The following is a 19,080-nucleotide window of genomic DNA, read 5'->3' as shown; positions in this document are numbered from 1 at the left end:
GCCCCTTTCTATCTTCTCTCGTTATCTACGTATGCGGCGTGCATCGTTAGACAATAGCGATGATAAAAAAGTATTTCTACGCGTCCGTTGTCATCAATAACAACGTGCTTAAGACTTCCCTGCGTCGGTACTAACCGCATCAGGTTCGGCGGGTGATCTCTCAGCGAATGTAGATAAGCGGCTACTTTTATCAATGTTTAACTATAAACGTTTAATAAAGTAGGCCAATGCTACACCGCACCCCGAGTCTGTCAGTGTTGTAAATCTTCTTCATACTAACAAAATTCTGCGTTAACGGCTAATGGAATTTGGATGAAAATATCAGGCGCTTATTTTGCTATTTAGCATGGATACAAAGAACAGGAGTTATTGATAGTAATTAAAATTCCTTGATATTACTGATACTTAGAGGCGATTGCTAAATATTGTGTAAAGCGAATGCAGGATTTGAGAGGTTGTCATTAAACTGTCATAAAGATTTGGCAAGATAACGCTCATATCACAAACAATGCTTTTTTATATCGTTGTTAAATTTTAGGAGTCCTACATGCGTTATTCGTTATTAGCAGTGGCCGTTAGTTGTACATTAATGCTTACGGCGTGTAATAAGTCAACAGAGACGGCAGAACCAGCTGCTGATACGACCAGTAGCGCCGCTACCACGGCTGAAACCACCACTCAGACTCAGGCAACGCCTTCTGCTGACACGGGTTTCAAATCTGCTGAAAACATCGCCATGAATATCACAGGTGCAGGCGCATCATTCCCGCAGCCGATCTATGCCAAATGGTCTTCTGACTATAACGCTGCCACAGGTGGCCAAGTCAACTATCAATCTATTGGCTCATCTGGTGGTATCAAACAAATCCAATCAAAAACCGTCGATTTTGGTGCTTCTGATGCGCCATTAACACCTGAAGAGCTTGAAGAGTCTGGTCTTATCCAGTTCCCAACCGTGATTGGTGGCGTTGTGCCAATCGTTAACATCGATGGCGTTGAGCCAGGTCAGTTGAAGCTAGATGGTGAAACCTTAGCCAATATCTATCTGGGTAAAATCAATAACTGGAATGATCCTGCGATCAAAGCCTTGAACCCAGATTTGACTTTGCCAGATGCCGCCATCACCACAGTATTCCGCTCAGATGGTTCAGGTACGACGTTTAACTTTACCGATTATCTCGCCAAGGTATCACCAGATTGGAAAGACAGCGTTGGGGTTGATAAAACGGTCAAGTGGCCAACCTCTGCGACTGGTGCAGGTGGTAAAGGTAATGAGGGCGTCTCAAGCTACGTCAACCGCATGAAAAACTCTATCGGCTATGTGGAGTATGCCTACGCCAAGCAAAACAACATGTCACATGCCGCGCTTAAAAATGCCGCGGGCAATATCGTGCAGCCATCTGCTGAAACCTTTGCCGCCGCTGGTGACATCGATTGGTCACAACAAGAAGGCTTTTATAAAGTCATCACCAACTCTGAGACGGATCAAGCATGGCCAATCGCTGCTGCTACTTTCATCTTAGTACACAAGCAACCAGAGAATCCTCAGCAAGTCGCTGGCGTGTTGAACTTCTTTGACTGGGCGTATACCCAAGGTGATGATGATGCCATGGCGCTAGACTATGTCCCATTCTCTGATACAGCAGTGGCTCTATTCAAAGAGAAATGGAATGAGGTCAAAGGTAGCGATGGACAGCCTGTTTATAAGCCAGCGCAATAAACGATCTGTACAAGCTGCTGCTTAATGACTTTTTGATCTCCTCTTAAGCCACTATTCTCCGGTAGTGGTTTGAGAGGTTTTATCACAGCAAATTTGACCAAAACACTAATCGCTATGTTTCACGATAACCATTAGTACGGATACAAGTTGCGTTTGCTGTCATAAAACGAAATGAACCCCCTGGTTTTTTGAATTCACCCATTCAATGCTGAGACACTTATGACAGACTTAAGGTCCCAACTGGCTAAACAAAAACGTTACGACGCTTTATTTGTCAACTCTACCAAAGCGTTTGCCATACTCGTCCTCCTATCGTTAGGGGGCATTTTGGTGTCTCTGATTGTTGGGGCGTGGCCGAGTATCCAAGAGTTTGGTCTGGGGTTTTATAGCAGTAATAATTGGGATACGGTTGCCAATGAGTACGGGGCACTCGCGCCTATTTATGGCACCTTGGTGACGTCATTTATCGCGATTGTTATCGCTGTACCAGTCAGTTTTGGTATTGCGATATTTTTGACCGAAATGTGTCCAAAGTTCCTCAAAAAACCGCTTGGCATTGCCATTGAGCTGTTGGCAGGTATTCCTTCTATCATTTATGGGATGTGGGGCTTGTTTGTCTTTGCGCCTTTCTTTGGTGAGCATATTCAGCCATGGTTTATTGAGCATGTGGGCCCGCTACCGATCATCGGTAAGCTGTTTACAGGCGCACCCATGGGACTAGGGATGTTTACCGCGTCCTTGGTACTTGCCATCATGATTATCCCTTTTATCGCTGCCACCATGCGTGATGTTTTCTCTGTGGTGCCAGATCTACTCAAAGAGTCGGCCTACGGTATGGGTGCGACGACGTGGGAAGTGATGTTCAAGATTATCTTGCCTTATACCAAAGCGGGTGTCGTTGGCGGCGTGATTTTGGGACTGGGTCGTGCGCTCGGTGAGACCATGGCAGTGACTTTCTTGATCGGTAATGCGTTCAATATCAGCCCAAGTCTATTTACTTCTGGTGTGACCATCACCTCAGCATTGGCCAATGAGTTTGCCGAAGCGTCAAGTGAGCTGCATCTAGCATCTTTACTACATCTGGGCTTAATCTTGTTTATTATCACCTTCATCGTGCTGTCGTTGGCCAAACTGATGCTCATGCGCATGGATCACAAAGCAGGTAACCGATAAGCCTAAGCATGGTTATTGGATCTCGATTGATATTGATAAAAGATATGGGAAATAAATAGTATGGCTGCTAACAATGCGATGAATGCGCCCATGACCACCAAGCCAAGCAGCGTGGGGCGTTACAACAAGAGTCTGTACAACAAACGTCGCTGGATGAATAAGCTGGGTTTGGGGTTTGCCATGTCAGCCATGGTGTTTGGCTTATTTTGGTTATCATGGATCTTGGTGACGCTGTTTATTGAAGGCTTCCAAGGCATGGTGCAGCTGCCAATTTTTACCGCTGACACGCCACCGCCGATGAGTCCAGGTGGTTTGCGCAATGCGATCGTGGGTTCTGCCATGCTGGCGTTTTCAGGGTTGTTCATCGGCGCACCCATCGGGCTTATGACTGGTATTTATTTGTCTGAGTTTTCTAGAGGCAGTATGCTTGGCCAAGTGACGCGCTTTTTGAACGATATTTTATTATCGGCACCATCCATTGTCATTGGTCTGTTTATATATGCTTTAATGGTCAAAGGTCAAAGTTTCTCTGGTTGGGCAGGCGCATTGGCATTGGCATTGATTGTCATTCCAGTCGTCGTACGTACCACAGAGAATATGCTGAATCTGGTACCCAATAGCTTGCGCGAAGCGGCTTATGCACTTGGCACGCCCAAGTGGAAAATGGTGACGCAAGTGACTATCAAGGCTGCCAAAGCGGGACTGACGACAGGGGTACTTTTGGCTTTTGCTCGTATCACTGGTGAGACGGCGCCATTACTATTTACCGCCCTCAATAATCAGTATTTCAGTACCGATATGGGTCAGCCAATTGCCAACTTACCCAATACCATCTATCAGTTTGCGATGAGTCCTTATGATAATTGGCACACACTGGCATGGTCAGCCGCGCTGCTGATCACAGCGTCGGTCTTGGTATTGAATATTTTGGCAAGATTTATTGGCAATCGCGGTCAGGTCAAATAAAGACAGATATCGCTGCAAAGATACCAAGTATTTACTTATATTTATACGAAATACACTAAGCTAGGTTGGATAATATTATGAATGATGTCGTAAGCAAAGCCCGCACAGAAACAACGGCTGATCGCTTTAACAGTACAACAGACAGCTTGTTAAATAGAACCACGTCTCATAGTGCGCAATCGCAGCAACCCAATACTGCTGACTTCACCAAGCAAAGTATTCATGATATGCCCAAAAACATGCCTAAAGCAAAAATGGAAGTCCGCGATCTTAACTTTTACTACGATGATTTTCAGGCATTAAAAAACATCAATATCGATATCGCAGAAAAGAAAGTAACGGCGTTCATTGGTCCATCAGGTTGCGGCAAATCGACGCTGCTACGTACCTTTAACCGCATGTATGATCTGTATCCAGGAATGCGTGCAGAGGGCGCTATCAACCTTGATGGGCGCAATATTTTGGGCAAAGACATCGATGTCAACTTGCTACGCGCGCAGGTCGGTATGGTATTTCAAAAGCCAACCCCGTTTCCCATGTCGATCTATGACAATGTTGCCTTTGGTGTCAAACTCTATGAGAAGCTCAGCAAAGACGAGCTAGATAATCGCGTGGAGTGGGCACTAAAAAAATCGGCGCTATGGCCAGAAGTGAAAGATAAGCTAAAAGCATCCGGCCTGTCGCTATCAGGTGGTCAGCAGCAGCGTCTGTGTATTGCCCGTAGTGTCGCAACCAAGCCTGAAATATTGCTGCTCGATGAACCAACCTCTGCGCTTGACCCTATCTCGACGGGCGCTATCGAAGATCTGATAGAAGATCTCAAAAATGACTATACCATCGCCATTGTTACCCACAACATGCAGCAAGCGGCGCGGGTATCAGACTATACCGTCTATATGTATCTAGGCGATATGATCGAGATGGGTGAGACCGATCAGATCTTTACCAAACCTACCCAAACTGCGACAGAAGATTATATTACTGGTCGCTATGGCTAGGGGTGATTAATTAGTACTGAAGAGCTAATACTGAAGTTGGGTCGTTTCACTCAATCAGCATATCGCGCTACTAAAATATAGATTTCAGGGAATACCTCTTATGCAAAGTGATAAGCATATCTCCAAAAGTTTTGACCAAGATCTTGATGAAGCCATCCGTTTGTTCTTATACATGGGTGATAGTGCTGCCAACCAAGTGGCCAAAGCGATTCATGCACTTATTGATAGAGACGAGACACTGGCGCAAGAGGTCATCGAGATGGATTTTGATATCAACCGCATGGAGGTTGAGCTCGATGAACATATTTTATTGTTGGTTGCCAAGCGTCAACCTGCCGCAGGAGATTTGCGTCTGGTTATGTCGATCAGTAAAGGCGTGGTAGATTTGGAACGTATTGGCGATGAGGCGGTAAAAATCGCGAAAATGGCCAGCAGAATTGCCGCACAAGGCAAATCGTCTTACGGCTATGCTGAAGTGCAGCATTTGAGCAATCAGGTAAGACTGATGCTTAATAATGCGCTAGAGGCTTTTAGTCAATCAAATGCTGAGCAAGCGTTTGAGGTCATGCGCAATGACAGTGTGGTCAATAACGAATATCAATCTGCCATTCGCGCGTTGATGACCTATATCATGGAAGACTCAAGACAAGTCTCAAAGGTTATCAATATCATGTGGATTTTGCGCTCGCTTGAACGTATCGGCGATCATGCGCAAAACGTGGCCGAGCTGGTGATCAACTATATCAGTGGTCAAGATGTACGCCATTCAGACTATGCCATGGTCGAAAAAGCAGTGCAAGAAGCCAATGATCGTCTGGCTGCTCGTCAAGTGAGCACGATGTCAGTCGACGACTACGAAGCTTTAGAAAGTAATGACGACTAATAACGCAGGCAAAATAGTCTTCTTACGTAAAAAACGCGCTTACTATAGCGCGTTTTTTATGGATGTAATACAGTGGTCTCAGCCTAGCTTTCTGGCGTCCAGCCTTGGGCGCGCTCATAATCTTCGTTGTCCAAAAACTTATCACGTTGCTCGGTCAAGAATTTTTTGGCTTCAGGATCCATCATGCTTAGATGGTTCTCATTGATAAGCATGGTTTGATGTTCTAGCCACTCTTTCCATGCCTTGTCAGAGACTGTGTCTTGTAGCTCTTGGCCTTTTTTGTTAGGGAAGGGCGGATGCGGCATTTTAGGCAGTTTTTGCTTATATTTGCGGCAAAACACGGTATTGTCTTGGGGATTAAAAGTCTCAGTCATCAGGTGTTCCTTATTTATCATATTAGGGCATGCCATCAATTAGCCCATTAAATCATTTAGCGGTCTTAAAATGGCTACATCTTGTCAAACATCGTCAAAAACTTTGTGAATATACCGATATTCTCTGCAGTTTTTTCCTTGTTTGACTACCATTTATCTTATTTTGAGCCTCGCTATCTAAATGATGACATGCCCTAGCAGGCAAGTTAAATAATCATATGAGTCTATGATAACGCTCTTGGTCAATTTAGCAAAGGGTATCTCGTGTCTGTTATTAAACAGACACAAATCTATAAGGTGTTATCCGTACATTCTACTTTTTTTCTGCTTTTATTGTTGCTGGTTTCATATGATGCCGAATGAGGCTACGCTATAGCTCTTTTACAGGGGATTGACTATAAATAAAAAACACCCGCATCAATAGCGGGTGTCAGATGTAGCGCGGTCAGTTCACTTATGCTTAAAACGATATGATCAAGCAAAGGCTTTTAAACGAGCGCGGCCATTGATTACGGCTTGCTTGACTTGGTTTGGCGCAGTACCGCCCAGATGGTCACGAGCTGCTAGTGAGCCCTCTAGCGTGAGATAGTCAAAGACATCCTCACCGATGGCATCGCTGAATTGCTGTAGTTGTGCCAAGGATAAGTCACTGAGATCAACGCCTTCTTTAATGCCTAGTGCAACCGCATTACCCACGACTTCATGCGCATCACGGAACGCAACGCCTTGACGGACCAGATAATCGGCTAAGTCAGTGGCAGTAGCATATCCTTTCATTGTCGCAGCACGCATACTTTCTTTGTTTGGGACAATGTTGGGCAGCATATCAGCAAAGGCAAGTAGTGAGCCTGTTAGCGTGTCAACACAATCAAACAAAGGCTCTTTGTCTTCTTGGTTGTCTTTATTGTAGGCGAGTGGCTGGCTTTTCATCAGGCTGAGTAATGTCATTAGCTGACCAAAGACACGTGCCGCTTTACCGCGTACCAATTCTGGCACGTCAGGGTTTTTCTTCTGCGGCATGATTGATGAGCCAGTACAGAAACGATCGGGTATCTGCACAAAGTTAAACTGCGCTGACATCCACAGAATAATCTCTTCACTCATACGTGACATGTGCATCATCAGAATCGAGGCGGCGGAGGTGAACTCAATCGCAAAATCACGATCTGAGACCGCATCGAGCGAATTTTGACAAATACCTTCAAAACCCAATAGCTCAGCGGTGATAGTACGATCAATCGGGAACGTCGTGCCAGCGAGTGCGGCGCTACCAAGGGGCATCTGGTTGATACGGCGACGGGCGTCAACCAAACGTTCGGTATCACGATACAACATCTCAAACCACGCCATTACATGGTGACCAAAGCTGACAGGCTGGGCGGTTTGTAAATGCGTAAAACCAGGCATAATGGTATCGGTATGTTGATCAGCCAGGTCAAGCAAGCCACTTTGTAAGCGTATGAGCAGCTCGATAATATTATCGGTTTCTTCACGTAACCACAAACGAATGTCGGTCGCGACCTGATCGTTACGGCTACGACCCGTGTGTAGTTTTTTGCCAACAGCGCCTATAATATCAGTGAGGCGTGATTCGACATTCATGTGCACGTCTTCGAGGGCGATTGACCAGCTAAACTCACCTGCTTCGATCTCGCGTAATACTTGATGAAGACCGTCGATAATGGTGGCCACTTCATCAGCAGTCAAGATATCGCATTCTTTGAGCATCGTTGCATGGGCAATCGATCCTTGAATATCGTGACGAGCAAAGCGTTGGTCGAAGCCGACAGAGGCGGTAAAGGCAGCCACGAAGCTGTCCGTCGCTTCACTGAAGCGTCCACCCCACATCTGCTGGCCCTGAGCGCTGCTAGGGCTGTTTTGTGCATCTTTGTTTGTTACTGAGACATTCGTGCTAGAATCAGAAGTAAATGAATTTTTACTTGATTCAGGATTACTAAGGTTTGAAGAATTGGCGTTCATATTGGTACAAGACAAGTCAAGAGAGTAAGAACTCAAGTATAGCAAATGATGAGGTTGCCTTACTAGCTACGCGCTTAGAGTTTTTTATTCCAAAACTCATGGAGATCATGAGGCCTTTGCAGTGGCTGACATATATTGCTTTTTGGTCACTGTTTCTCACAGTGATTGAGCGGCATGGTCTGTCCAGTTGGTCGGACTTTATCATCAAGCTTGTTGCGCGAACCATACAAAACGGTTTGACCGTTATACCTTCATTATATTTGGTAGATTATCTGCGCCCTGTCTTCAAAAATGCCAGTATTCCTAGTGTTAGTGTGTGTATCGTCATGCTCATGATGTTTGCCGCTACGGTATCTATGGCTTTAGTCGTTTTGGTTTTGATTAATATGGGTTTGATGGAATATGATCGTCAAGCTTTTATGACCAATCTGTTTTTCAATACCGTACTGACGGGCGGTTTTACCATTGTATTTTTATTATACTTTTTGCGTAGCTACCGTGAGCTTAATGCGCTCAAGCTATCGTTTGAATACAAATTGACCGCACAGAATGACTTAATAAAAACTCGCACTGCCCCGCACTTTTTCTTTAATACCATTAACACACTGGTCTCACTCATTGAGTCCAATCCGTCAAAAGCCTCTGCTTTGTTACAAAACGTTTCGGTCTTATATCGTGCCAGTTTTAGCGGCGTACGTGAGATTAGCTTTGAAGAAGAAGTTGCGTTGTGTGAGCATTATCTAGCAATCGAGTCTAGCCGTTTGGCAGACAAACTCGAGGTCCATTGGGATTTGCCTGATGAGGATATTATGTATGATATGGTGATTACGGCGTTAACCTTACAAAGCGTCCTAGAGAAAATGCTACTCAATGTGGTTGAGATGACCACTGAAACCATCCATTTTAATATTAAAGTCACTTGGGAGCAGCACAGAGTAGCTATTCAGATCGACGTGGAACTTCCTACAAAGACCTTAATCATTAACCATGATTTGCGTCAGCATATGGATTTTTATATTCAAGCGGATCGATTACGTGCGTACTTTGGTCAAAGTGCTGATATCCAAAGCACAGTGACTGGTAACCACATCACTACCATTATTGACTATCCCTTACAAGACGTCAGTTTATAATCTTTCCTCTTTTACCGTTTTTTATGATGTTCTCAGACACTATATTCTTATTATAAGATGTTGTGGCATATTTATTGCATCGTCTTTTATATCTATATGGTTATTGCGATTTTTATTTGGCAATTATTGACAATGAGTGGTTACTATCAAAAATATGATGCAGAAAATTTCACCATATTGAACTGGCCAGTACATTCGTCATACCATCGAAACATATTCAGTAGAGTTTGGGGGTGGGAGTTTACATGCGTATTGTAGTTTGTGATGATGAGCCTTTAGCGCGTGAGCGTTTGGTCAGAATCGTACAGGAGTCAGGTCATGAGGTGGTTGCTCAAGCTACCACAGGGGCAGAAGCAATTGTCGCCGTAAAAACTCAGCAGCCTGACATTATATTATTAGACATTCGTATGCCTGAGATGGATGGGGTGCGCTGTGCCCAAGAGCTGGACAAACTTGATCATCCACCAGCCATTATATTTGTCACCGCTTACGATCATTATGCGATAGCGGCACTAAAAGCCAATGCAATCGGTTATCTGTTGAAACCGGCAAATAAAGACGAGCTATTAGAAGCACTGAACAAAGCAAAAAACCTAAACGCGGCGCAATTGAACGAAATTCGCAAGCTTGCAAATCCAACGGCGCGTCCGATACGCGAGCATATTGCTGCTCGTACCCATCGCGGGGTCGAATTGATTAAGCTCAAAGATATCTATTATTTTGCGGCAGATCAAAAATACGTCAAAGTACGTCACAAAGATGGCATTGTATTGATTGATGAGACCCTAAAAGAGCTAGAGCGAGAGTTTGACGATCGTTTGTTCCGTGTGCATCGCAACGCTATTATCAATCTGAATTTTTTAGACTTTTTAGAAACCCTAGACGCTGGACAATATCAGATACGTTTTAAAGGAATCGATGAGACGTTGGCCGTGAGTCGTCGTCATCTGCCAGCCTTACGTGACAAAATTCAAAGCATGTAATAGGATGTTTTCAGAGCGACATAATCATCCCATATCATCAAACCCTTATTTATGCTTAAATAGGGGTATTTTTTTGCGCCAGCATTTACTATCTCTGATGTGAGTCGACCATTTTTTGTGGCAAGTTTTCCTAATCGCTTAGCAGCAACTTAGCACTGACATTGTAGCATTTAGATTATAGTACCGAATTTATTGAGGCCCTTTATGAGCAATCTGCAGCAACCTGCTTTGACTACCTTAACCATCGCCACGCGACAGAGTCCTTTGGCTCTATGGCAAGCGGAGCATATTCGTGATCGCTTACTGGCGCTCTATCCTGAGTTGACAATTGAGTTACTAAAAATTGTCACTAAGGGTGACAAGATTTTGGACACACCTTTGGCCAAAATTGGCGGTAAGGGTTTATTTGTCAAAGAGCTTGAGCAAGCATTGTATAACAAGCAAGCAGATATTGCGGTACATTCGCTAAAGGACGTACCGATGCAGATGCCTGAAGGCTTGACACTAGGTGTCTATTGCAAGCGTGCTTCACCAACTGATGCTTTTGTCTCAAATACTTATAATAGTATTGATGAATTGCCGCAAGGTGCAGTTGTTGGGACGTCAAGTTTGCGCCGTCAGTGTCAGATCAAAGCCTACCGCCCAGATCTACAGATCAAAACCTTGCGCGGCAATGTTGGTACGCGTTTAGGCAAGCTAGATGCAGGCGAGTATGATGCCATTATTTTGGCGACCAGTGGCTTGCAGCGTATCGAATTAGATGAGCGCATTCGCGGACAGCTAGATATTGATGCCTGTTTGCCTGCCGTTGGTCAAGGTGCGTTAGCCATTGAATGCCGTGAAGGTGATGACGAGGTGTTGAAATTACTAGCGCCATTGAACGATGATAAAGCGCGTATTCGCCTTATCGCTGAGCGTGCGCTTAACCGTCACTTGGAGGGTGGCTGCCAAGTCCCGATTGCAGCCTATGCTGTCTTGCAAATGGCTGATGAAACCAGTGCGAATAACGATGACAATGGTGAAAACGGCAACAACGATAACGGTAATGTACTGTGGCTCCGTGGTCGTGTGGGTCAGGCGGATGGCAGTAAATTGCTAAAAGCAGAAAAGCGAGTGACATTGGTTGGTACACAAGACGAGCAAGAGTCGCAGGCAAATCAGCTCGGTATTGATGTTGCCAATATACTACTTGCTGATGGTGCAGGGGCTATCTTGTCAGCGATTTATCACGCTGAGTAGCGTATTCACTTTGTCATACTGAGTCATTGATCCACATATCCACTGTTTGGTCGATGATTCAGTCCATTCTACAAGCCTTTTGTCGTGGTACATCTATGTCATCAACGTCAACTAAAGCTAGGTCTACTCATAAAAATCAATCCACTGATGGGTCGGTGCCAAAAATTGTCATCAATACGCGGCCGATAGCACGCGCTGCGCCATTGACGAATCATTTGCGAGCAGCAGGGTTCACGGTGGTTGAGATACCGATGTTGACGTTACAGCCGCGCCCAACGACTGGCGATGACCTAGCATTAATGCGTGCGTGGCTAGCAGGTGAATATAAGGCTCTGGTCATCATAAGCCCAACGGCGGCCACTTCTGGGTTGAATGTTTGGCAGTCGCTTGTGTACAGTGAGCATGACGATAGTAGTTATGCGCAACTGGACAATAAAGCAGCCAACATAGCTTCTGAAGCTTTGGTAGCCCCAAGTCAAATCATTGCAGTGGGTCAAGCAACCGCTACGGCATTGACTCAAGCCAATATAGACTCGGCAAACTACCAAGTACGACAGCCTGAAGTTGCCAATAATGAAGGTATGCTAGCAATGCCTGAGATAGAGCGTTTACAGGCGGGTGATAAGCTTTTGATATGGCGCGGACTGGGCGGGCGACGATTATTGGTCGATACTTTACAAGCACGCGGTGTACATGTCGATAGTATTGCGTGGTATAAGCGTACAATGCCTACCGAGGCAATGACTCAGTATCAGCAGTGGCAAAAAGATTTTTTTGTATGTAATCAAACGACAAATACAACACCAAAGCAAGCAAAACCTATCGTCGTCGTGAGTAGTGGCGTTGCTTTTGAGCATTGGACGAGCATCGTCCAAGGTGCAAGAGAAAGAATGTCAGAACCAAAACGTAGTAATGACATAATGACTGATGGAAGAGATAATTTGCCACTCACGCTAGCGGACTTTTCTTATGTCGTATTGGGTGAGCGCTTAGCAAATATGGTTGCAGCGCAGCGCTTGAGCTATTGGCGTGTAGAGGATTTGGCGCCAGACACCATTCTTTCAGCCATCACTACCAATACTTAGGGCGTGTCTCTATTTTAAAAATGGTGATAAAAATGAGATAAATCACAGGCAAACAGCGGCAAAGATTTAGCCATTTTTAGTCCATTTAGTGACAAACGTTTGAATTGGGGACATGCCCTAATTTTATAATTTCTATTTGATTTAAATATGTTTATACCTACCCATCACGGTACTGTCTTATGCCAATGAATTCTGAGTCTTTATCTAAGGATCCTTCTGCTATACAGCAGCGTCGGCAAGCAAATATCTTGCTGCTGCGGATGCAGTGGTTGGTCATTTTGCTGCTTATCGCGGCATTACTCTGGCTCTATATTAGTCAGCAGCGTTTTCAGCACAGTGTCAATGAGCGGTTGCAGAGCAATGAGCAGGTTGTCAGTCGTCTAAATGAGATGGACGATCGTTTATTTGCCATGAGTCAGCAGACATTGCCAGAGCCTAGAATCAAAGCCAGTAGCCAAGCGCAAAATCAGCTGGATTTACTACGTATTCAAATAAAAGCCGCTGACAGATTGCTAGCAGACAACAATGATAGTGCCGCGATCGAGTTGTTGCGAGGTTTGCATTGGCAATTGGCACAAAGCAGCAACGAGATTGCACCTGCATTGACCGTCGTAATCAAGCAAAGTTTGCTTAAAGACATCGAGCGATTACAAGCGCAAAGCTCACAACCTAGCCCATGGCAAATACAAAATCTTGCGATTCAAAACATCCAAGAGTTTTTGCACAGTCATGAGCGCCTTGGGAGTTACGAGGGTACTGATATCCAGCGCCGAGAGCTAGTTGATGCTGCAACTGAGGGTGACCAAAAGCGTGCAGTAGCGAACCCGCCTGCTCAAACGTCAGTGCGTAACGATATGACATTAACGCGTAGACAACTGACGATTCATGAAGTCATCATGACGTTGAATTTGGCGAGCCAAGCGAGCAATATGCGCGAGCAGGATCAACTGATCAATTATTTGACCCAAGCGCGCAAACAGCTAAAAACCTTACTACCTAAATCATCGGTTAGCAATGGCAAAAACTCCGCGCAAGTTGGCGCCATTGGCATTGCTCCATCCGACAAAAAGCCAAAGGGTACGGACAACAACCTAGAGACCATGCAGTCGCCAAATGATATACCAGAGGTCATTGCCTGGCTTGACCAACTGATTGTCAATGCTCCTAAGCCAACACCCTTGTTAACCACACAGATTTTGGATAAGCCACAACCTTAATCGATACGGTTCGAAACAGCTATATATAGACAACATGAGACACAAGGTAAGTTATGACCAATATGAGTGAAAAGCCAGATTTTATGTCTGAGGTAGCAATTGATCGACCTGAAGTACTGGCGCATTACCCAGTGATTCATTATCAGCCGATTCATTGGGGTGAGATGGATGCCTTTAACCATTTAAATAACGTGGTGTATTATCGTTATTCTGAGTCAGCGCGCATTGGTTATTTGCACGCGTTAGATATGTTCGATGGCAGTATGGTCACCGTCTTGGCACAGTCGAGCTGCCAGTATTTGCACCCAGTGACCTATCCTGATACTTTGTTATTGGGGGTTCGCTGTAAGCGTCTGGGCAATACCAGTATTGCGATGGAATATAGCTACTATAGTACAGCACAAAACAAAATCGTTGCGACCGCTGATGCCGTCGTAGTGCGTCTCGATAGTGATGGGAAAGGTAAGTTACCGTGGACAGCAGAAGAACGTGCGCGCTTACTGGCACTAGAGGCAAAATTTGGTCATACCCCTGAATATTAGAATAGGCTTTAGCTGCGTTGATGACCTATCTCGGATAGTGTTATATAACCATCAAAAATAAAAAAGGCACGCTAACATTATCGTAGCGTGCCTTTTTTCATGACTTTTCTCAGGCCATTTTCCAAGTAGATTTTAGCTCTCTTGCGGTGCGTGCACAAAATCCACCACATTGAGATCAAAACCTGATAATGCATAAAACTTCATGGGCGATGACAGTAGACGCATATCACGGACGCCTAAATGACGTAATATCTGTGCACCAACGCCGATACTGCGATAAGGCTGCTGGGTGATGGTCGATTGTGACTCATTGTCCAAGGCTTTATCTAATGCATCCCCTAGATCGACCGGTTGATGATTGCCGACCCAAACCAACACACCGCGCTCTGAGGCGCTAATCTCTTCTAGCGCTGATTGGACGCTCCAGCCACTACGACCAGTCATATCATTTTTGGCGGCAAATAAATCACGCAGTGGGTGGAAACCGTGGACACGTACGGTACTCACGCCTTCGCTCACATCTCCTTTTACCAAGGCGATATGAGTTTCTTCAGCGCCGAACTCGCGGAAACGGTGCAAGGTAAAAGTGCCATGTTCTGTTTCAAAAGGACGAGTTTCGATTTCCTCTACCGTTTGCTCATTGGCGATGCGGTAGTTGATGAGATCAGCAATGGTGCCCATCTTGATGTTATGCTCTTTGGCAAATATCTCAAGATCATCGCGACGTGCCATGGTGCCATCAGCGTTGATGATTTCTACAATCACCGCAGCAGGCTCCAATCCCGCTAGGCGAGCCAAGTCGCACCCTGCTTCTGTGTGGCCTGCACGGTGTAGAACGCCGCCGTTTTGTGCCATGATAGGGAAAATATGCCCAGGCTGCACGATGTCTTCTGGTTTGGCTGCCGAAGATACAGCGGCTTGAATGGTGCGCGCGCGGTCAGCCGCTGAGATACCTGTGGTCACGCCTTCAGCCGCCTCAATCGATACTGTAAAGTTGGTGCTAAATTTTGCCTCGTTGCGATCTGACATCAGCGGCAATGCCAATTGCTGGCAACGCGCTTGTGATAGCGTCAGACACACCAAGCCGCGCGCGTGGGTAATCATAAAGTTAATGTCTTCAGGACGAACATGGGTCGCCGCCATGATGATATCGCCTTCGTTTTCGCGGTCTTCATCATCCATCAAGATGACCATTTTTCCAGCACGAATGTCTTCGATAATCTCAGGAATCGTATTTAAACTCATAGTAAATCTCAATATTTTATTATTAATAAATATGTGTGGTTTGTAATATAAAGGGTTGTCGGCTCATTGTAGCAGTAGTTGGTAACACGTGCTGTTGCCGTTGAGCAAATCGTTTGATCATCGTAGCAACCAAATATGAAAATGTTTCATGATTCTTATTCATCATGACGATAGGTATTTTAACGGTTTTTGCCTCAGCGTGCTGACCCAAAGCTGAACTATAACGCTTAGTCTTTTAAAAACAGGGTTCAGTTTTACCAATAGTATATGCAACTAACTTTCAAACCTTTTGATCCAGTGGGTCAATAGATCAGTCGTTACTGGCCGCTTGGCTTTTTAGCCACGCCATAAACTGCTTGCTATGCTGTTCTCGCTGGTTATCGGCAAACTCATAAAAGCTCGTGCCTGCTAAGTTTTCTGGCAAATAGCTTTGAGGGTAGTAGTGATTGGGATAATCATGCGGGTAAGCATACCCTTGACCATAGCCTTGATTGCGCATCAGTTTGGTCACGCCATTACGTAGATGTAGTGGTACTGGCGAGGCGTCTTTTTCTGCCAACGCCATCGCTGCATTGATCGCTTTATACGTGCTGTTACTCTTTGCACTGGTGGCTAAATAGACCACCACTTGCCCTAGGATAATACGCGCTTCTGGCATACCGATGGATTGCACACTGCGCAGGGCTGCATCAGCGAGGAGTAGGGCGTTTGGGTTGGCATTGCCGATATCTTCACTGGCTAAGATTACCAATCTGCGCGCGATAAAATCGGCAGGCTCACCGCCAACGAGCATTCGCGCCATCCAGTACAGCGCCGCGTCAGGGTCGGAGCCGCGCACTGATTTGATCATGGCTGAGATAATATCGTAATGTTGCTCGCCATCTTTGTCATAACGTACCAACGCGGTCTGCGCCACTCGGCTGACCAGTTCGTCATCGATGACAATCGGTGATTGCTTGGCATCCGCTGTTTGAATCGCTAGTTCTAATAAATTTAGTGCTTTTCTGGCATCGCCGTGGGCCAGTTGACTGATGGTGTCTTGTGCCTGCAAGTCGATGGTGAGCTTTTTGAGTACATGGTCTTCCGAGAGTGCCCGCCGTAATACCGCACTGATTTGCTCAGGCGTTAATGGCTCTAAACGATACACCTGGCAACGTGACAACAGCGCGTTATTCACACTAAACGACGGATTCTCTGTCGTGGCGCCAATCAGTGTAATATCACCAGACTCTACCGCGCCCAATAATGCATCTTGCTGCGCCTTATTAAACCGATGAATCTCATCGATAAAGACCACTGGTGACTCAAATGCCAGTGAGTCTTTGCTATCGAGCACCTCGCGCAACTGCTTGACCCCAGTATTCAATGCAGAAAGCGCATGAAAAGGTCGATTGACCGCATCCGCCAATAGCATTGCGATGGTCGTCTTACCGATACCTGCTTCGCCGTGCAAAATAATAGAGGGCAGATGCCCTTGTTCGACCAAACGCTGTAAAGGTGCGCCAGTGGCCAAAAGATGCTCTTGGCCAATAATAGCCGCGAGAGAAGCAGGGCGCATACGCTGAGCAAGAGGGGTGTCGGCATGAAAGTTAGGCGGCATAAGGTTCTCTATTAAAAAATTAAAAAATTAAAAAACGGTCTATTGGCTAAAGTGGCGGCCATTGAGAGATTTTATAGTAAAATCTAAATAACGACATACTCGTCTATAGTTATCATTTCTATTGAAGTGAAAAGCGTTTGTTTGCTTGGCATGATTCTCGCAGCAACTTTACTATGACAATGAGTATTAGACATCAGCAGTCAAAGTAGGCTAATTTATAAGTAGGGTACTTGCTATAAACAATACACGCTAGGCTAACGCAAAAACATGTTAATGAAAGCTAACGAAGCGTATAGCTTATGTCCCCAGCACTTTATTTTTAATCATTCATCCTTACTAACGGTTCAATGGTAACGATCAGAATGGTTGACCAAACACCATTTATTATCACTGCCCTAACAAATATAAGGTATTACATTGACGATGTCTGGACAACCTCTCAAGCGTTTGTTGAATCGATATTCACGCAGCAGCGTAAAAAAGCAGCAGTCGCGTTGTCTGACAATTGGCGAGATAGCACTGGCACGCTCAGTGTTCGGTGACAGTATCAGATTAGATGAAGTGCGACTAAAAACCACTTGGTGGGTTCTCAAAAGTTATGCGGTGAGTCCGAATGGTAATATTTACTTTAATCCAGCCGATTGGATCACAGATTTTAGTGTGGCCTCGTTGGGCAAGCAAAGCTGGCTCATCCATGAGCTCACCCATGTGTGGCAGTTACAGCAAGGCTTGAAAGTGGTACGCGGTGCCCTTATCGATCGGCGATATGATTATGTGCTAGAGACGGGTAAGTCCTTTTTTAAATACGGTATCGAGCAGCAGGCGCGAATGGTTCAAGATTATTTTGTGCGCCGTCAAAAAGGACAGGATTGTCAGGATTTAGAAGCCTGTATACCATTTTTGACAGTAAACGCCATGACTGACAAAAAACGCGCCAACAGCAATTTTACTATTTAAACTGCCTCATAGTAAGCGAAAAGCCTACGTGCATCACCATTTTAGCTTTTTATATTTTAGCCTTATTAAAGGATATTTACGCTTATGTTTCGACTTTTGCCAGTAAAGCCTCATGTTGATACTTCTGCTAGCTCAGCTCTGGCCGCAGTAGCGCTAACGGGCGTGCTATTTCTGACCGGCTGTCAGCAGCAAGCTGACGCACCGCCTGTACCAGATGAGGCTCAGACAACTGAAAAAACAAGTGAGGAAGACAGTCAACCTATGCAGCAAAGTGATTCTGCTGCGGCGCGTATAGAGCAGTTTCAGCCTATATACGTTGCGCAAGCGCAAGGGCTACAGCGTCGACTACAAGCAGAGTATGAGTCACTGGAAGCGGCAGATACTTCAGATAGCGAAGAGTCGCTATTACTCAATGGAGCGACTAACGATTCAGCTACTCTTACAGAAAATGCGAATAGCGCCAATTCCGAACCATTACCAGCTGATAGTCCAGTAGAAGCTAACGCTACCAGTGAGGAAGGTTCGGATGCAGAGATGAATACAAGTACGGAAGTTGGAGAGCGTGACTTAACGGTATTAAAACGTATTAGCCTTGAGCCGCGCAAACCGATTATATTGACGGAAGAGCAGATCATCGAGCGATATCAGCAAACGATGGCAGCGTTATATCAGCCTGTGACCACGCCCCTTAGTGCAGAAGATGCGGATACGCTAATCAACATAGCGACCTTAGTTCCTCAGTTATTTGAGCATGCAGAGATTGCAGGAAGGGTCAGTGCAAAAAGCCCTGCGCTGGCTCGGTTGATTATTCAGCACCAAGTATGGGAGCAAATAGAAGCGCAGCAAGTGGTTGATATGCAGCAAATGAAGCAACAACAGCAGCAAGAATTTGAAACGCTCATGGCCAAATTCAACGATACGATTAAAGGATATGACGAGCAGATTGCTAAATATGAGCAGACGTTAAAAGAGTTTCAATAACGGT

The 19,080-nt window shown here is 45.3% G+C and carries 17 protein-coding genes and 1 riboswitch; of the genes, 13 read left to right on the top strand and 4 right to left on the bottom strand.

The window, feature by feature from the left end; all coding sequences use genetic code 11:
- Positions 1-99: 99 nt before the first annotated feature.
- Positions 100-255: riboswitch (TPP riboswitch) on the bottom strand.
- A gap of 292 nt (positions 256-547) precedes the next feature.
- The 5 genes from pstS to phoU all read left to right on the top strand — a co-directional run bounded on the left by pstS (position 548) and on the right by phoU (position 5,740).
- Positions 548-1,720, top strand: coding sequence for a phosphate ABC transporter substrate-binding protein PstS (gene pstS, locus B3V51_RS04240; protein WP_071002586.1), 1,173 nt, complete (start codon positions 548-550; stop codon positions 1,718-1,720).
- A 219-nt stretch (positions 1,721-1,939) separates the two neighbouring features.
- Entirely contained in the window at positions 1,940-2,893 is a 954-nt protein-coding gene (gene pstC, locus B3V51_RS04235) for a phosphate ABC transporter permease subunit PstC (RefSeq protein WP_093069746.1), read from the top strand.
- A gap of 153 nt (positions 2,894-3,046) precedes the next feature.
- The gene (gene pstA / locus B3V51_RS04230) at positions 3,047-3,859 is read left to right on the top strand and encodes a phosphate ABC transporter permease PstA (RefSeq protein ID WP_392397101.1); all 813 of its coding nucleotides are present in this window, start codon (positions 3,047-3,049) and stop codon (positions 3,857-3,859) included.
- A 77-nt stretch (positions 3,860-3,936) separates the two neighbouring features.
- Entirely contained in the window at positions 3,937-4,857 is a 921-nt protein-coding gene (gene pstB / locus B3V51_RS04225; protein ID WP_071002584.1) for a phosphate ABC transporter ATP-binding protein PstB, read from the top strand.
- 100 nt (positions 4,858-4,957) lie between these two features.
- Positions 4,958-5,740 carry a phosphate signaling complex protein PhoU gene (gene phoU, locus B3V51_RS04220; RefSeq protein WP_058023580.1) on the top strand — a complete coding sequence of 261 codons (783 nt, stop codon included), beginning with the start codon at positions 4,958-4,960 and terminating at the stop codon, positions 5,738-5,740.
- An 83-nt stretch (positions 5,741-5,823) separates the two neighbouring features.
- Here the strand turns inward: phoU and B3V51_RS04215 are convergent, their stop codons facing one another.
- Together B3V51_RS04215 and argH are read right to left on the bottom strand one after the other, a co-directional pair.
- On the bottom strand, positions 5,824-6,114 hold the full coding sequence (locus tag B3V51_RS04215; protein WP_286708041.1) for an oxidative damage protection protein: 291 nt from the start codon (positions 6,112-6,114) through the stop codon (positions 5,824-5,826).
- Positions 6,115-6,588: 474 nt separating this feature from the next.
- On the bottom strand, positions 6,589-7,962 hold the full coding sequence (gene argH / locus B3V51_RS04210) for an argininosuccinate lyase (RefSeq protein WP_212564568.1): 1,374 nt from the start codon (positions 7,960-7,962) through the stop codon (positions 6,589-6,591).
- A 239-nt stretch (positions 7,963-8,201) separates the two neighbouring features.
- Between argH and B3V51_RS04205 the strand changes: the two genes are divergently transcribed.
- The 6 genes from B3V51_RS04205 (at position 8,202) to B3V51_RS04180 (ending at position 14,293) form a co-directional block, all read left to right on the top strand.
- Positions 8,202-9,227 (top strand): histidine kinase, encoded by a 1,026-nt coding sequence (locus B3V51_RS04205; protein WP_286708040.1) that lies wholly within the window; start codon positions 8,202-8,204, stop codon positions 9,225-9,227.
- 245 nt (positions 9,228-9,472) lie between these two features.
- A complete protein-coding gene (locus tag B3V51_RS04200) occupies positions 9,473-10,210 on the top strand; it encodes a LytR/AlgR family response regulator transcription factor (protein ID WP_223334320.1) in 738 nt (245 codons plus the stop codon).
- Between the two features lie 204 nt (positions 10,211-10,414).
- Positions 10,415-11,449 (top strand): hydroxymethylbilane synthase, encoded by a 1,035-nt coding sequence (gene hemC / locus B3V51_RS04195; protein WP_212564029.1) that lies wholly within the window; start codon positions 10,415-10,417, stop codon positions 11,447-11,449.
- Between the two features lie 95 nt (positions 11,450-11,544).
- On the top strand, positions 11,545-12,534 hold the full coding sequence (locus B3V51_RS04190; protein WP_186475292.1) for a uroporphyrinogen-III synthase: 990 nt from the start codon (positions 11,545-11,547) through the stop codon (positions 12,532-12,534).
- Between the two features lie 179 nt (positions 12,535-12,713).
- Positions 12,714-13,751, top strand: a complete 1,038-nt coding sequence (locus B3V51_RS04185; RefSeq protein ID WP_186475291.1) for a hypothetical protein — start codon at positions 12,714-12,716, stop codon at positions 13,749-13,751.
- 53 nt (positions 13,752-13,804) lie between these two features.
- Complete coding sequence (locus B3V51_RS04180; RefSeq protein ID WP_414706363.1) at positions 13,805-14,293, top strand: acyl-CoA thioesterase; 489 nt, start codon at positions 13,805-13,807, stop codon at positions 14,291-14,293.
- A gap of 132 nt (positions 14,294-14,425) precedes the next feature.
- On the opposite strand, the gene ribBA is transcribed toward B3V51_RS04180, so the two are convergent.
- Positions 14,426-15,538 (bottom strand): bifunctional 3,4-dihydroxy-2-butanone-4-phosphate synthase/GTP cyclohydrolase II, encoded by a 1,113-nt coding sequence (gene ribBA, locus B3V51_RS04175; RefSeq protein WP_071002577.1) that lies wholly within the window; start codon positions 15,536-15,538, stop codon positions 14,426-14,428.
- Positions 15,539-15,848: 310 nt separating this feature from the next.
- Positions 15,849-17,138: a replication-associated recombination protein A gene (locus B3V51_RS04170; protein ID WP_286708039.1), complete on the bottom strand. Its 1,290-nt coding sequence runs from the start codon at positions 17,136-17,138 to the stop codon at positions 15,849-15,851.
- 423 nt (positions 17,139-17,561) lie between these two features.
- Here B3V51_RS04170 and B3V51_RS04165 point away from each other — a divergent pair, with 423 nt between their 5' ends.
- Both B3V51_RS04165 and B3V51_RS04160 read left to right on the top strand, forming a co-directional pair.
- Positions 17,562-18,095 carry a type IV secretion protein Rhs gene (locus tag B3V51_RS04165; RefSeq protein ID WP_186475289.1) on the top strand — a complete coding sequence of 178 codons (534 nt, stop codon included), beginning with the start codon at positions 17,562-17,564 and terminating at the stop codon, positions 18,093-18,095.
- Between the two features lie 84 nt (positions 18,096-18,179).
- The gene (locus tag B3V51_RS04160) at positions 18,180-19,076 is read left to right on the top strand and encodes a hypothetical protein (protein ID WP_286708038.1); all 897 of its coding nucleotides are present in this window, start codon (positions 18,180-18,182) and stop codon (positions 19,074-19,076) included.
- Positions 19,077-19,080 lie beyond the last annotated feature (4 nt).

This window comes from Psychrobacter sp. UBA2514 (assembly GCF_002341255.1).
In the GTDB taxonomy this organism is placed as follows: Bacteria; Pseudomonadota; Gammaproteobacteria; order Pseudomonadales; family Moraxellaceae; genus Psychrobacter; species Psychrobacter pacificensis.
The sequence above is the reverse complement of the archived record's forward strand: the minus strand, read 5'-3'. Positions and strand labels throughout refer to the sequence as shown.